The organism is Microvirgula sp. AG722 (assembly GCF_003269145.1).
GTDB classification, from domain to species: Bacteria; Pseudomonadota; Gammaproteobacteria; order Burkholderiales; family Aquaspirillaceae; genus Microvirgula; species Microvirgula aerodenitrificans.
This window is the reverse complement of the sequence record NZ_QLTJ01000001.1, coordinates 494,963-509,601: the sequence shown is the minus strand read 5'-3', so window position 1 is coordinate 509,601 and position 14,639 is coordinate 494,963. Positions and strand designations below refer to the sequence as shown.

The following is a 14,639-nucleotide window of genomic DNA, read 5'->3' as shown; positions in this document are numbered from 1 at the left end:
ACCAGCGTACATGTCGCTCGTAGCCTTCGGCCTCAATCACCAGACCGCGCCTCTCGCCATCCGCGAGCAGCTCGCCTTCCCGGCCGAGCGGCTGCGGGACGCGCTGTCGGGCATGGTGGGCGCGCACGCAGCGAACGAAGTGGCGATCCTGTCCACCTGTAACCGCACCGAGATCTACTGTAACGCGCCGGATGTGCGCGACACGCTGGCCTGGGTGGCGAACTACCACCAGCTGCCGGTGGACCGGCTGGAGCCGTACCTGTACGTGTACAACACCGAGGCCGCAGCCCGGCACGCGTTCCGCGTGGCGAGCGGGCTGGACTCGATGGTGCTGGGTGAAACGCAGATTCTCGGCCAGATGAAGGACGCCGTGCGCGCGGCGGAAACCGCCGGCAGCCTCGGCACCCTGCTGAACCAGCTGTTCCAGCGTACCTTCGCCGTGGCCAAGGAAGTCCGCAGCCAGACGGCGATCGGGGCGAACTCGGTGTCGATGGCCGCCGCCGCCGTGCGGCTGGCCGAGCAGATTTTCGGCTCGATCCGCGACCTGAACGTACTGTTCATCGGCGCCGGGGAGATGATCGAACTGGTCGCGACCCACTTCGCCGCACACACGCCGCGCGGCATGACCATCGCCAACCGGACGCTGGAGCGCGGCGAAAAACTCGCACGCCAGTTCGGCGCCCGTGCCGTGGTGCTGAACGACCTGCCGGACATTCTCGCCAATCACGATGTGATCGTGACCTCGACCGCGTCGCCGCTGCCGATTCTCGGCAAGGGCCTGGCCGAGCGCGCGATCAAGCTGCGCCGCCACCGGCCGATGTTCATGCTCGATCTGGCGGTGCCGCGCGACGTCGAGGCCGAAGTCGGCGAGCTGGCGGACATTTTCCTCTATACCGTCGACGACATTGCCCAGGTGGTCGAGTCCGGTCGCGAGGAGCGGCGGATGGCAGCGGAAGCCGCCGAGGCCATCATTACCGAGAAAACCCGCGAATTCGTCAGCTGGATCGACAGTCGTCGCGCCGTCCCGGTGGTGCGCGCGCTGCGCGACCATGGCGAGCGGGTCCGCCGGCATGCGCTGGACGCGGCAATGAAGCGGCTGGCCAGGGGTGAATCGCCGGAAGCCGTGCTGGAAGCCCTGTCCAGTCAGCTGGCCAACAAGTTGCTGCATGCCCCGACCACGGCCCTGACCCAGGCCAGCGGCGGCGAGCGTGACCATCTGATCGACACCGTGTCGCGTCTTTACGATCTGCACGCCGACTAGTCCAACCGGTTTCCGCCCATGCCCAAGATTCGCTCGCTCTGGCTTCTCTGCCTGCTGCCCCTGCTGCACGCTCCGGCCATCGCCGCGCCGCTGCTGCTGGAAGGCCGCGTCGGCGATGCGCCAGTGCTGATGGAACTGGACTGGAACGCCCAGAACGAAGTCGAGGGGCGCTATTTCTATCGCAAGTTCCGCAAGGACATCGTGCTGGCCGGCCAGCGCAACGAGGCCAGCGGCGAGCTGAAACTGGTCGAGCAGGCCGGCCGCGAGGCCAGCCGCCGCCAGCCGGCGCTGGTGCTGCATCCGGCCGGCGGCAACCGCTTCCAGGGCCGCTGGCAGGACCATGGCAAGACGCACAAGGTCACGCTGGCACCGGCACGGCTGCCGGACGGCGACCGCGACAGCCCCTATCTGCACCGGCTGCGGGTCCGTTCGCCGTATGACTTCCTGCGCCTGGCCGACCACCAGTTCAACCGGGGCAGCCACGAGCGTTTCATGGGCTACGGCCTGCAGTGGTGGAAGGACCCGTGGAGCGGCAGCAGCATGTTCCAGCTGACTGACGGCTGGTCCGAAGGCGACCGCAAGCGGATCAACCGCCTGCTGATGAACCGGTTGTGGCAGAGTGTCGGCAATTATTACGAATGCCAGCTTGGCGGCGCGCGCAGCCACGGTGGCGAGATGACGCAGAAGGTCACGCCCCGCTTCATCAATCCGGCCGTGCTGAGCCTCAGCGTGTTCAGCCGGTATGATTGCGGCGGCGCGCATCCGGATTTCGCCGACAATCCGATGACGCTCGACGTCGCCAGCGGTCGCGAGCTGGATCTCGAGGACATCCTCTGGCTCGGTCGTGGCAAGCCGGTACGCTATCTGCGTGGCGGCAACGGCCATACCCGCGATTTCGATGCGTTCTCCCGCTACCGGGACAAGCAGTTCGCGCCATGGGTGGTCGACCACTTCAAGAGCCTGTATCCGAAAATGATGATGCCGACGGCGAAGGACGACGAATGCAACTACGCCGACCCGTCGGTGTGGCAGTTCGTTTCGTGGTACCTGACGCCGAAGGGCGTGTACCTCGGTCCGTCCTTCCCGCGTGTCGCCCGTGCCTGCGAGTACCCGGACTGGTCCGTTGTGCCGTACCGGCTGGTAAACCGGCATCGTGGTCCCGCCAGGGTCCGCCTGCCCTGAGCCCCCGTTTTCTTCATTCACCTGCCCGATGCCCGCATCGGGCGACGGTCCGCCGCCGGCGGGTCGTCTTTTGCGTTCACTCGCAGCAAACGCCCACATGAAACCTTCCATTGCCGCCAGACTGGCACAGCTTGCCGACCGACTCGATGAAGTGACCGGTCTGCTGGGCGAGCCGTCCGTGACCGACGACATCGACAACTACCGCAAGCTGACGCGCGAACACGCCGAGCTGACCCCGGTGGTCGAGCAGTACCTGGCCTTCCGCCAGGCCGAATCCGACATTGCCACCGCGCGCGAGCTGCTGTCCGACCCGGACATGCGCGAACTGGCCGAAGCCGAGCTGGCCGATGCCGACGCGCGGATCGATGCGCTGGAGCGCGAACTGCAACGGCTGCTGCTGCCGAAAGACCCGAACGACGAACGCAACATCTTCCTCGAAGTGCGCGCCGGCACCGGTGGCGACGAGGCCGCCCTGTTTGCCGCCGACCTGTTCCGCATGTACTCGCGCTATGCCGAACGCAACCGCTGGCAGGTCGAAATCGTCAGCGCCAGCGAGAACGACCTTGGCGGCTACAAGGAAGTCATCGCCCGCATTGCCGGTTTCGGCGCCTACTCGCGGCTGAAATTCGAGTCCGGCGGCCACCGCGTGCAGCGGGTGCCGAGCACCGAGACCCAGGGGCGCATCCACACCTCGGCCTGCACGGTGGCGGTGATTCCGGAAGCCGACGAGCTGGAAGAGGTGAACCTGAATCCGGCCGATCTGCGCATCGATACCTATCGCGCCAGCGGCGCCGGCGGTCAGCACATCAACAAGACCGACTCCGCCGTTCGCGTTACCCACTTGCCGACCGGTATCGTCGCCGAGTGCCAGGACGACCGGTCGCAGCACAAGAACAAGGCGCGGGCGCTGGCCGTGCTGGCGGCCCGCATCGCCGACGTGCAGCGGCGCGCGCAACAGCAGAAGGAAGCCGCCGAGCGCAAGAGCCTGATCGGCTCCGGCGATCGCAGCGAACGCATTCGTACCTACAACTTCCCGCAGGGCCGGGTGACCGACCACCGCATCAACCTGACGCTGTACAAGCTCGATCAGGTAATGGATGGCGATCTGTCCGAACTGACCGACGCGCTGACCGCCGAGCACCAGGCCGAACTGCTGGCCGCACTGGGCGAATGACGTCAGTCATTTCGGCCGACAGCGGCGCCGGCCTGTGCCGGCGCCGCTGTCGTTTCCGGCAGGCGCCATAGCCAGCCACCGACCACGAGCCAGGTAAGCAGCAGCATCAGCACCAGCCACGGGCGCTGCTGGACGATCCACATCGACGTCCACATCGATGCCGTCATCAGCAGCAGCCCGAGCCGCTTGGCGCGGCGCGGCAGCGCGCGCCGGGTTTCCCAGGCGATGACGATCGGGCCGAAAGTGCGGTGACCGAGCAGCCAGCGATGGAAACGCGGTGAGGCACGCGCCCAGCAGGCAGCGGTCAGCAGCACGAACGGCGTGGTCGGCAGCAGCGGCAGGAAAATGCCGAGGATGCCGAGGGCGAGGCTCAGCCCGCCCGCAAGCATCAGCAGCGGGCGCAGCAGGTGTCGGGATGAAACGGGAAGCGGTCGCACGCCGTCTTTCTACCTTGGCCGGCGCGGACCGGCAAGCCGGGCTTGACGTACGCCGACCGGAAGGCGATACCGGAAACATTGCCTGCCGCCGTGGAGTGCCCGTCATGCCCCCCTTTTCCCGTCGTGATTTCCTGACCACGCTGGCTGCCGGCGGTTTTGCGCTGGCCGTGCAGCCGGTTGCGCAGGCCACGGTCATCACCACACCGTCGGACGGACTGGTTGCCGGGCTGGTCACGATACCGGCGGCCGATGGCGTCGCGCTGCCGGCCTACCGCGCCATGCCGACCGGACCCGGTCCGTGGCCGGTTGTGCTGGTAGTACAGGAAATTTTCGGCATTCACGCCCATATCCAGGATATCTGCCGTCGGCTGGCCCGGCTCGGCTACTGCGCAGTGGCACCGGCACTGTATTTTCGCCAAGGAGACGTGTCGCGGATCAGTGACATCGCGACCATCATGGACACGGTGGTGAGCCGGGTGCCGGATGCGCAGGTGCTGTCCGATCTCGACGCGGCACTGGCCTGGGCCGCGGCCCACAGCCATGGCGATACCGGGCGTGCGGCCATTACCGGGTTCTGCTGGGGCGGGCGCATCGCCTGGCTGTATGCGGCACACCGGCCGACGCTGAAGGCCGCTGCCGCCTGGTATGGCCGGCTGGTCGGTGAGCACACGGCGCTGACGCCGCAGCAGCCGGTCGATATCGGCGCCGGGCTCAGGGTGCCGGTGCTTGGCCTGTATGGCGGGGCCGACAGCGGGATTCCGCTCGATACTGTCGAGCGCATGCGTGCGGAAATCGGTGCCAGCGGTAGCGAAATCGTCATCTATGCCGATGCGCCGCATGCCTTTTTTGCCGACTATCGGGCCAGTTACCGGGAAAGCGCCGCCACGGATGGCTGGCGCCGCATGCTGGAGTGGTTCCGTCGCCATGGCGTGGCCTGAGCTACCACAGCACCGGCTCCCCGCCGTTGTACAGATGCGCCTGATGGCGCGGCGGATGTGCGGCCAGTCCGCGCGAGAACAGGAATTGGCCCAGATCCAGCCCGCCACCACGGAATGACGCCTCGCTGCCGCGCAGGTACAGCGTCCACATGCGCACGAAGCGTTCATCGAAACGGGCACGGACCGCATCCAGATGACGGTCGAAATTGGCGCGCCAGTGCGCCAGGGTGGCGGCGTAGTGCAGGCGCAGGCTTTCCTGCGTCAGCAGGAAGAAGCCGGTTTTTGCGGCGGTATCGGCCAGCCGCGGCAGGTACGGGATTTCGCCGCCGGGAAAAATGTACTTCTCGACCCAGCGGTTGGTGTTGCCATCGTCGGTATGGCCGACGATGGTATGCAGCAGAAACAGGCCGCCCGGTTCGAGCACATCGGCGACACGGGCGAAATAGCGGGCGGCATGCCGTTCACCGACATGCTCGTACATGCCGACGCTGACCGCCTTGTCGAAACGGTCGCTGGCACCGGACAGGTCGAGGTAATCCATCTGCCGGATCTCGATTCGGTCCGACAGACCGGCTTTGGCAAGGCGTGCGCGGCCGGCGTCGGCCTGTTCCGCAGACAGGGTCAGGCCGACGCCGCAGATGCCGTGGCGCTGGGCCGCGCGGATCAGCAGGGCGCCCCAGCCGCAGCCGACGTCCAGCAGTCGTTCGCCCGGTTTCAGGCACAGTTTGGCGAGGATATGGTCGATCTTGGCCTGCTGTGCCTGCTCCAGCGTCATGTCCGCTGTGGCGAAATACGCACACGAGTAGTTCATGTCCGGATCGAGCCACATGCGGTAGAAATCGTTGCCGATATCGTAATGATGGGCGATGTTTTCCTTCTGCCTCGCCCGCAGCCGCAGCCGGTCGAGCGTGCGTGCCACACCGGCCACCCGCGCCAGCGGACCGTCCAGTATCTGCCGGTTGCTGTTGATCAGCCCCAGCATGGCATTCCAGTCGCCATCGAAGTCGAGCACGCCATCCATATAGGCTTCGCCCAGCGATACCATGGGATCTTCGGCGTTGAAGGCCGGTTCGGCATGGAAATTCAGGCTGAACGCAGGCTCGTCCCCGCCGTAGCGGCGGACATCACCGTCCCACCATTTCACCTGGAAGCCGGGGCCGGTCAGCCGTGCCAGAACGGCTGCGAGTGTGGACTTGGTCAACATGGCAGTCTCCTTTTCCTGCTCAAGCCGGAGGACAACGATTCGATGATCACTTGAGCATAGTCACGGTTGGCGCTTGCTTCACGTCAAATCGTTTGCCGAATATGACAGCTGCCGTCGCGGCGGGCCGGGGGATTGCGTTATCCTCATTGCCATCATTCCCGCACGTATCGGTTTCCCTGCCGTTAATGAACCGGCCGTGACAGCGGTTGCCGGGCCCGGTCGGCCGGCAGGGGGAGAGAAGGTGTTTTCGCCTGCCGCCGGTGCAGCCCCATCATGGGAAAATGATGTGGAGACAGGGCATCGGGCCGTGCCGGCGTCCAGTCATCGTGAAAATCCAAGGAGTCCTCATGTACCAGCACATCGTTGCGTCGATCGACGAGAGCAACAACGCGTCGCAAGCGCTCGAACAGGCCATCGCAGTGGCGAAACTGGCAGGTGCGCAACTGCACCTGGTGCATATCGTCAATCTGTTCGAACTGGCACTGGAAGAAGTGGTGCTGGCTGACAAGGCCAAGCTGGCCGAACTGGCTCACCGTCACGGCGAGGCGCGGCTGGAAGGGGCCGCTGCGCAGGCTCGCGCCGCCGGTCTGGAACCGTCGCTGTTCATCGCCGAGTGCTGGGGTGGTGGCGATGAAATCGCCGACGGGCTGCTGAACTATGCGCGCAGCGTGCCGGCCGATCTGCTGGTGCTGGGCACGCATGGCCGCAGCGGACTGATGCACATGATGCTTGGCAGTGTGGCCGAGTCGGTCATGCGTCAGGCCGACATGCCGCTGCTGGTGGTGCGTTCGGAAACCAGCGAGCACACGCCGGGCAAGCGCCGTCCGGTGCTGTAAGCGGACAGCAGAACGCCGGGCATGGCCCGGCGTTCTGCTGTCCGCAATGCGCGGGGGACTTATCCGCGCACGGGAGCCGGCTGACCTTCGACCACGAACAGGCGCACGCTGTTCTCGTTCAGATGCGGCATCAGCTCGGCCGGCGGCTCGTCGTCGGTGAACAGTGCGTTCATCTCGCCGATATGGCATACCTTCATCATCGCGTTGCGGCCGAACTTGCTCGAGTCGACGACCAGGAAGCGCTGACGGGCATTGTTCATCATGGCCTTGGTCGCGCGGACTTCGCGATAGTCGTAGTCGAGCAGCGTGCCGTCGTTGTCGATGCCGTTGGCACCCATGATCACGTAGTCGACCTTGAACTGCTCGATCATGTCGACCGGCGCCATGCCGGTCAGCCCGCCATCCTTGCTGCGCACCACGCCACCGGTAATGATGACTTCGAAGTCGGGGCGGCGGGTAATGATGGTGGCGATATTCAGGTTGTTGGTGATGACGCGCAGGTGCTGGTGATTGATGATCAGCTCGCGTGCGACAGCCTCTATCGTGGTGCCGATGCTCATGAACAGCGAACAGTCGTCCGGCACGTGCTCGGCGACCAGCTTGGCGATCCGGGTCTTTTCGGCCTGGTTCTTGACCTTGCGGGTCGCGTATTCCTCGTTTTCGACGCTGGGCCCGAGGGCGGCACCACCGTGGAAACGGCGCAGCAGGTTTTCTTCGGACAGGGTATTGATGTCGCGGCGGATGGTTTGCGGCGTGACATCGAGCAGACGGGCGAGTTCCTCGATCGGCATGAACCCGCTGGCCCGTACCAGCTTCAGGATCTGTTCATGACGCGGCAGGCGATTCATCTGGCTGGGATCTTGTGTTGCGTTTGAATCACATGTTTTTAGCATGATTGACAGGGGTGCGCAAACGAAAGCATCCGCACCATTGCCCTGCGTTCCGGTTCGGAATCGAAACAGGGCGCCAGGAAAAAACCGACAGACGGCGGCAATGGCGAGGTTTGACATAAAATGACCGACGTCCATTTCTCCACCCGGATCGGGCCTTCGCCCATCCCTGCCTGCGGCCCGAAAAATGCCTGAATACCTGCTGGCCATCGACCAGGGCACGACCAGTTCGCGTGCCATTGCCTTCACCCGCGACGGCCACGCCGCTGCCAGCAGCGGGCGGGAGCTGCCGCAGATCTATCCGGCCTCAGGCTGGGTCGAACACGACCCGGAGCGGATCTGGGACGATGTGCGCCACTGCGTGCGCGAAACCCTGTCGCAACTGGAGGACGGCAGTCGCATTGCCGCCATCGGCGTGACCAATCAGCGCGAAACCACCGTACTGTGGGATCGCCGCAGCGGCCGCCCGCTGCACAACGCCATCGTCTGGCAGGACCGGCGTACCGCCGCCGACTGCGAGGCGCTGGCCGAACACGAGGACAGGATCGCCGAGCGCACCGGCCTGTTGCTCGACCCGTATTTTTCCGCGACCAAGCTGGCATGGCTGCTGAAAACCGTGCCCGGCGCCCGTGCGGCGGCCGAGGCCGGCGAACTGGCGTTCGGCACCATCGACAGCTTTCTGCTGTGGCGGCTGACCGAGGGCCGCGTCCACGCGACCGACGCCAGCAATGCCGCCCGTACCCTGCTGTTCAATATCCATACCCAGCAGTGGGACGACGAACTGCTGGCGCTGTTCGACATCCCGCGCTCGCTGCTGCCCGAGGTGCGCGATTCGGCAGCCGATTTCGGCCAGACGCGGCTGTTTGGCGACCTGATGCCGATTACCGGCATGGCCGGCGACCAGCAGGCCGCCACGGTCGGCCAGGCGTGCTTCGAGCCGGGCATGGTCAAGTCCACCTACGGCACCGGCTGCTTCATGGTGATGAATACCGGCAGCCTGGCCCTGCGTTCCCGCCACCGGCTGCTGACCACGGTCGCCTACCGGCTGGACGGCGTGCCGACCTACGCGGTCGAGGGCAGCATCTTTATTGCCGGGGCGGCGGTGCAATGGCTGCGCGATGCGCTGAAGCTGATCGAGCACGCCGGCGATACCGAAGGCCTGGCGCGGCAGGTCGACTCGACCGGCGGCGTCTATCTGGTGCCGGCCTTCACCGGCCTGGGTGCGCCGTACTGGGACCCGCTGGCGCGTGGCGCCATTACCGGCCTGACGCGGGATTCCGGCATCAGCCATATCGTGCGTGCGGCGCTGGAATCGGTCTGCTACCAGAGTCGCGACCTGCTCGATGCGATGCGCGCCGATGGCGCCAGCCCGGCATCGATCCGCGTCGATGGCGGCATGGTCGCCAATGACTGGCTGATGCAGTTTCTGGCCGACATGCTCGGCGTGGATGTCGAACGCCCGGGTACCAGCGAAACCACGGCCCTGGGCGCTGCGTGGCTGGCCGGGCTCGGCTGCGGCTGGTACCGCGACCTGGCCGAGCTGTCGGCGCTGTGGCGGCGCCAGGCCCGCTTCGTTCCGGCCATGGCCGAGGACCGGCGCGCGACGCTGTACGCCGGCTGGCTGAAGGCGGTGGCGAAGACGCGGGATACGGATGGTTGACGCCTGAAAATGAGAACAGGCCGGCATATGCCGGCCTGTTCTCATTCAGACGTGTTCCCGGCTCAGCCGGCTTGTGCCAGTGCCAGTCGCACGCATTCGTCGAAGTGGCGACGGGCCTCTTCATCGCGGTCGAGGCGCTTGAACAGCTTGGCCAGTTCGGCATGTGTCGCCAGGGCCGGGTCCAGCGTGGCGCTGGCTTCCAGATAGCCCTGTGCCTTGCCCCAGAGCTTCTGGGCGACGGCCAGCCGGCCCAGCGTCAGCAGCAGGCGCGGATCGCGGCGTTCGGTTTCCAGCCACTTCTCTGCCCGCTTGGCCAGCGCCAGACGACCCTCGTCGTCGAGGTCGGCAACGTAGCGGCCCAGTTCCCCGGCCAGTTCGCTGGAATAGCTGGCATCCAGGCGCCGGGTCAGGAAATCGACCGCCATCGGCGTGTCGCCGAGTTCATGCGCGTGCTGGGCGGCGGCGATGCGCAACTCGTCATTCTCGCGCTCCTGCGCCGGAATCTTGCTCCACCAGCGCTTGAGTTCCTCGGCGTCGATCAGGCCACCCATCTGCTGGCGCCAGGCGGCCAGCCGGTAGCGGCGTGCCTGTTCCGGGCTGATGGCCTCGGCCTTCAGCAGTTTCTCGGTCAGGGCCAGCACGGCATCCGGCGCGCCCTGGGCCAGGCTCAGCCGCAGTTCGAGCCGCAATGCGGCGGTCAGGTTCGGCGACAGCTGGCGCGCGCGGTCGATGACGGCGCGAGCCGCGACGTACTGCTTGTCCTCCAGCAGGAATTCGGCGGCGCTGACGCAGCGGGCCAGTTCGGCCGCCTCGCCCTCGTTCTCCAGCCGGACCAGATAGCTGTCGCGCTTGCCGGCATCCTTGACCGCATGGGCGGCACGGGCCGCGACCAGCAGGGCAATGGCGCGATTCTGCGCGTCGCTCTCGTTGTCGACCGACTTGATCGCCTCGCGTTCGGCCTTCTGGTAGCGGCCTTCGAACAGCGACAGCGTCGCATCGCGCAGCGCGTGGCGCGCCGCGTCGAGTTTTTTCTGGCGCTGGAAGCGCTTGACCCGTTCCGGCAGCGACAGCGCAATGCTCAGCGCACGCAGGATCAGGTAGGTTGCGATCACTGCCGCCAGCAGCAGGACCACCATCAGGTTCAGCGACAGCTCCACCCGGTACGGCGGCAGGATCAGGATCGCGTAACCCTTACTGACTTCAGCGAACAGCGCAAAGCCGACAGCGACGGCAAACAGGCCGACCAGCCACAACACCCACTTCATGACGCGCTCCCCGGCTTGGCCAGCGGCGTCAGCAGCGCCCGTGCCGCCTTCAGGCTGGCATCAAGACTGGGAATATCGGTGCTGACCGGGCTGCTGGCGACATTGTCGAGCAGTTGCAGCCATTGCGCCGTCTGCTGGGTCTGGGTGTCGAAGTAGCGGCGCGCGTAGTCCTGCGCCTGGCCCAGATCGGTCGTGTAGCCCTGCGAGTCACGCTGCAGCAGGGCCAGACGGGCATCGAGCAGGCGCAGCTTGAGGTTTTCGCGCAGGAAGAACGCCTGTTCGGGCGACAGCAGCAGCGCATCCGGCTTGTCCATGTTCTGGATGCGGATCAGACCGGTAAAGCCGTTCCACAGCTCGCGGGTGATTTCACGCCAGCGGCTGGTGGCCGGTGCCGTCGCGGGCGGCGTGGCGGCCTTGCCGTTCGCCGCCGTTTCCACCACGCGGTGGCCGTCGACGACCAGCGGCAGGGTGTCGACGCCGGAGACCAGCCGGTCCAGCTTGACCGACAGGCCGACCACGTCGACATACGGCAGCGCCTTCAGCGCTTCCAGATCGTGGCCGATGCCGCGGCGCAGCGCGATGTATTGCGGCTTGTCCTGGTTGGCCAGACGGGCGTCGATGTTTTCCAGCGCGGCGATGGCGGCCGGCACATTGCCGGCCAGTTCGAGCTGCTGGCTGGCGATGGTCAGTGCGTGTTCGATTTCAGCCTGCTGCCAGTCTTCCCGGTTCTTGGTCAGCTCGGCGTACATCGACTGCAGCGTCGCGTACTGGCCGGCGGACTCGGCGACGCGCGCTTCGGTCTGGTTCAGGCGGGTGGCGAGCTGGTCGATGGCCTGCTGGCTCTGCGATTGCGCGGCCCGCGCGGAGACGCTCAGGCCGGAGGTTTCCGCCAGCCGTTTGGCCAGGTCGAGCTCGGCGCGATCGAGAACGCGCCGGGTCTCATACCATTGCCAGCCGGAAACCCCGAGCGCGATGAGGGCGACGATCAGCGCGAGGCTGATGCGGCGCGGCGTACGGGTGACGACAGGTACAGAAGATTCAGTCATGCGTGGCAAACCATTCGATCAGCGCGGCGACGATGCCGTCGTCTCCGGCCGAAGTTGTCAGGACATCATGCACGCCAAGCTGGCGCAGGCGGTCGGCCACCCGCTCATGCGGCACGATATGCACGATTGATTGTAACGACGCCCATAGGGCCTCGCCAACCGCGTCGCGCAAGGCATTAGCGATTTCACGGCTGGTCACCACCGCGCCAGCGCGCGGATGGGCCGCGAGCGCGGCCGCCAGCGCGGCGCGATCGACCGGCCGGGGCCGGCGTTCATAAGCGTCAATAGATACCACGCGCGCACCGCGCGCAGCCAGTGTTTCCGTCAGCAGGGGGCGTCCGCCACGGCCCTTGACGACAAGAAAGCGCCGATCGTGAAGATCGGCGAGTTCCGGACAGGCGAGCAGGGCTTCGCTGTCATTGCCACTGGTCGGGAACAGCACCGGCCGGCCGGTCAGTGCCGTCAGGGCACGGGCGGTGCCGGCGCCGACGGCAGCCAGCTTCAGCGTCGGTGGCAATGCCTGCAGCACATCGGCACATACCGAAACGGCCGACGGGCTGACGGCGACCAGCCAGTCACAGCCGACCAGTTCAGCGGCCAGCCGGCCCAGCCGGGCCGGGTCGGGCACGATGTCGATGACCGGTAGCGCCAGCGGGACCAGGCCCGCCTGCGCCAGCCGGTCGGTCAGCGCGGCAGACACCGTGTCCGGACGGGTCACGAGTACGAGCGGAGCGGACATGGATTCCGTTCAGAAAGAGACAACGGCCATTCTACCCCGGCGGCATCGCTCCCCGCCCTTGTCTGCGCTCAGCGACCCCGGTTCTTGTTGCCGTGACCGCCGAGCAGCGCGGCGACCGGCTTGCGCGGCGGCTTGCGGTTGCCGCCGTTGTTCAGCACATGGCTCAACAGCACCGGCTGACCACTGTAGACCGACGGATCGCTTTCCATCGAGTTGCCGGGGGCGGTACGGTCGTTGCGCGACTGCTTGTTGCCGTTGGCTTCGCCACGATTGCTGTCCTGCGGACGGTTGTCGCGCGGCTGGGCATCGCGGTCACGCGGTTGCGCGTCGCGGTCACGCGGCTTGCCACTCTTGCCGCCATTGCGGTTGCCCGGTTGCGACGAACGGCCCTCGTGCGGCTTGCCCGGTGCACGCGGCGGGCGGGCGCTGGCCGTTGCCTGGACTTCCGGCTGCTGGCCTGCGGCCTGCTCGCCGGCCGGCTTCTTGGTGCGGCGGCGCTTCTTCCGGGCGGCGCCATCGGCGGATTCGCGCGCGGCGCTGTCCTGGCGGTCGCCTGCGGCCGGGCGCGGCTGGCGCGGCGACGCATTGTGGCGCGGTTGCTGCTGGCGGCCGCGGTTGCCACCCATCGGGATCGGTTCCGGCGGCACGCTCAGGTCGGCCTCGAAACCTTCGATGGTGAAGCGCGGGATCGACTGGCGGGTCAGCTTTTCGATATCGGCCAGGAACTTGATCTCGTCCACGCAGACCAGCGACACGGCGCAGCCGGGGCTGCCGGCGCGGCCGGTACGACCGATGCGGTGCACATAGTCTTCCGGCACGTTCGGCAGTTCGAAGTTGACGACTTGCGGCAACTGGTCGATGTCGAGACCGCGCGCGGCGATATCGGTGGCCACCAGCACCTGCAGCGAGCCGTCCTTGAATTCGGACAGCGCACGGGTACGGGCGCCCTGGCTCTTGTTGCCGTGGATCGCGGCGGCGCGGACGCCATGCTTGTCCAGCGTTTCCGCCAGGCGGTTGGCACCGTGCTTGGTACGGGTGAACACCAGCACCTGCTCCCAGTGACGTTCGCGGATCAGGTGTTCGAGCAGTTCGCGCTTCTTGTCACGGTCGACCAGGTGCACGCTCTGTTCCACCAGCTCGGTGGTGGTGTTCGGCGGCGAGACCTCGATCAGCTTCGGCGACTGCAGCAGGGTATCCGCCAGACGCTTGATCTCGTCGGAGAAGGTTGCCGAGAACAGCAGGTTCTGGCGATGGGCCGGCAGCAGCGCGAGCACCTTGCGGATGTCGCGGATAAAGCCCATGTCCAGCATGCGGTCGGCTTCGTCCAGCACCAGGATTTCGATGCCGGACAGATCGACCGCGCGTTGCGAAATCAGGTCCAGCAGCCGGCCCGGCGTTGCCACCAGGATGTCGACGCGCTTTTTCAGCGCGCTGATCTGCGGATTGATGCCGACACCGCCGAAAATCACCAGCGAGGTCAGGGGCAGGTATTTGCCATAAGTGGCCACCGATTCCTCGACCTGGGCGGCGAGTTCGCGCGTCGGGGTCAGGACCAGCGCGCGCGGCCTGCCGGGCGGGTGCGAGTTGGCGTGGGTGGACGCCAGCAGTTGCAGCAGGGGCAGCGTGAAACCGGCGGTCTTGCCGGTGCCGGTTTGCGCGGCCGCCATCAGGTCTCCGCCTGCGAGCACCTGTGGAATGGCCTCGCGCTGGATCGGGGTGGGTTCGGTATAGCCCTGGTCGGCAACGGCACGCAATAGCGGCTCGGCCAGACGCAGGTCTGCAAACGTCGTTTGGCTCATAGACTTTCCTGCATCCACACCATCAACGCGAGCGCGTGATGCCAATCCGGTGCAGATGTTGTCGGATTTCAGCCGGAGCAGGACGCTCCTGGCAGGGTCTTTTCTAGAAGGATTCCAGCCCGCGGGGACTGGCTCGACGCGGGCTGGCGGATTTTAGCGGTTGTTGGCCCGCCCGTGTAGTGATTCCTGCACGAATTGACCAATGACG

At 66.4% G+C, this 14,639-nt stretch carries 13 protein-coding genes; 6 read left to right on the top strand and 7 right to left on the bottom strand.

Annotated features, from left to right (window positions below):
• Positions 1-10: 10 nt before the first annotated feature.
• From hemA to prfA, 3 genes are all read left to right on the top strand, one after another.
• Positions 11-1,261, top strand: coding sequence for a glutamyl-tRNA reductase (hemA, locus tag DFO50_RS02410; protein WP_107888881.1), 1,251 nt, complete (start codon positions 11-13; stop codon positions 1,259-1,261).
• 18 nt (positions 1,262-1,279) lie between these two features.
• On the top strand, positions 1,280-2,443 hold the full coding sequence (locus DFO50_RS02405) for a hypothetical protein (protein WP_107888880.1): 1,164 nt from the start codon (positions 1,280-1,282) through the stop codon (positions 2,441-2,443).
• Between the two features lie 97 nt (positions 2,444-2,540).
• Positions 2,541-3,617 carry a peptide chain release factor 1 gene (prfA, locus tag DFO50_RS02400; protein WP_107888879.1) on the top strand — a complete coding sequence of 359 codons (1,077 nt, stop codon included), beginning with the start codon at positions 2,541-2,543 and terminating at the stop codon, positions 3,615-3,617.
• 2 nt (positions 3,618-3,619) lie between these two features.
• Here the strand turns inward: prfA and DFO50_RS02395 are convergent, their stop codons facing one another.
• Positions 3,620-4,024 carry a YbaN family protein gene (locus DFO50_RS02395; RefSeq protein WP_199489731.1) on the bottom strand — a complete coding sequence of 135 codons (405 nt, stop codon included), beginning with the start codon at positions 4,022-4,024 and terminating at the stop codon, positions 3,620-3,622.
• A 134-nt stretch (positions 4,025-4,158) separates the two neighbouring features.
• On the opposite strand from DFO50_RS02395, the gene DFO50_RS02390 reads away from it, so the two are divergent.
• Positions 4,159-4,992 (top strand): dienelactone hydrolase family protein, encoded by an 834-nt coding sequence (locus DFO50_RS02390; RefSeq protein ID WP_036385467.1) that lies wholly within the window; start codon positions 4,159-4,161, stop codon positions 4,990-4,992.
• 1 nt (position 4,993) lies between these two features.
• Here DFO50_RS02390 and DFO50_RS02385 read toward each other — a convergent pair whose 3' ends face one another.
• The gene (locus tag DFO50_RS02385; protein ID WP_112691968.1) at positions 4,994-6,196 is read right to left on the bottom strand and encodes a cyclopropane-fatty-acyl-phospholipid synthase family protein; all 1,203 of its coding nucleotides are present in this window, start codon (positions 6,194-6,196) and stop codon (positions 4,994-4,996) included.
• Positions 6,197-6,543: 347 nt separating this feature from the next.
• Between DFO50_RS02385 and DFO50_RS02380 the strand changes: the two genes are divergently transcribed.
• Positions 6,544-7,032 carry a universal stress protein gene (locus DFO50_RS02380; RefSeq protein WP_028498529.1) on the top strand — a complete coding sequence of 163 codons (489 nt, stop codon included), beginning with the start codon at positions 6,544-6,546 and terminating at the stop codon, positions 7,030-7,032.
• 59 nt (positions 7,033-7,091) lie between these two features.
• Here DFO50_RS02380 and DFO50_RS02375 read toward each other — a convergent pair whose 3' ends face one another.
• Positions 7,092-7,880: a DeoR/GlpR family DNA-binding transcription regulator gene (locus DFO50_RS02375; protein ID WP_028498528.1), complete on the bottom strand. Its 789-nt coding sequence runs from the start codon at positions 7,878-7,880 to the stop codon at positions 7,092-7,094.
• A 229-nt stretch (positions 7,881-8,109) separates the two neighbouring features.
• On the opposite strand from DFO50_RS02375, the gene glpK reads away from it, so the two are divergent.
• The gene (gene glpK, locus DFO50_RS02370) at positions 8,110-9,582 is read left to right on the top strand and encodes a glycerol kinase GlpK (RefSeq protein ID WP_112691967.1); all 1,473 of its coding nucleotides are present in this window, start codon (positions 8,110-8,112) and stop codon (positions 9,580-9,582) included.
• 62 nt (positions 9,583-9,644) lie between these two features.
• Here glpK and DFO50_RS02365 read toward each other — a convergent pair whose 3' ends face one another.
• The 4 genes from DFO50_RS02365 to DFO50_RS02350 all read right to left on the bottom strand — a co-directional run bounded on the left by DFO50_RS02365 (position 9,645) and on the right by DFO50_RS02350 (position 14,431).
• On the bottom strand, positions 9,645-10,847 hold the full coding sequence (locus DFO50_RS02365; protein WP_107888875.1) for a heme biosynthesis HemY N-terminal domain-containing protein: 1,203 nt from the start codon (positions 10,845-10,847) through the stop codon (positions 9,645-9,647).
• Positions 10,844-11,893 carry a uroporphyrinogen-III C-methyltransferase gene (locus DFO50_RS02360; RefSeq protein WP_051528716.1) on the bottom strand — a complete coding sequence of 350 codons (1,050 nt, stop codon included), beginning with the start codon at positions 11,891-11,893 and terminating at the stop codon, positions 10,844-10,846. The genes DFO50_RS02365 and DFO50_RS02360 overlap by 4 nt, the downstream gene beginning before the upstream one ends.
• Complete coding sequence (locus DFO50_RS02355; protein ID WP_112691966.1) at positions 11,886-12,632, bottom strand: uroporphyrinogen-III synthase; 747 nt, start codon at positions 12,630-12,632, stop codon at positions 11,886-11,888. The genes DFO50_RS02360 and DFO50_RS02355 overlap by 8 nt, the downstream gene beginning before the upstream one ends.
• A 68-nt stretch (positions 12,633-12,700) precedes the next feature.
• Complete coding sequence (locus DFO50_RS02350) at positions 12,701-14,431, bottom strand: DEAD/DEAH box helicase (RefSeq protein WP_112691965.1); 1,731 nt, start codon at positions 14,429-14,431, stop codon at positions 12,701-12,703.
• Positions 14,432-14,639: the final 208 nt, after the last annotated feature.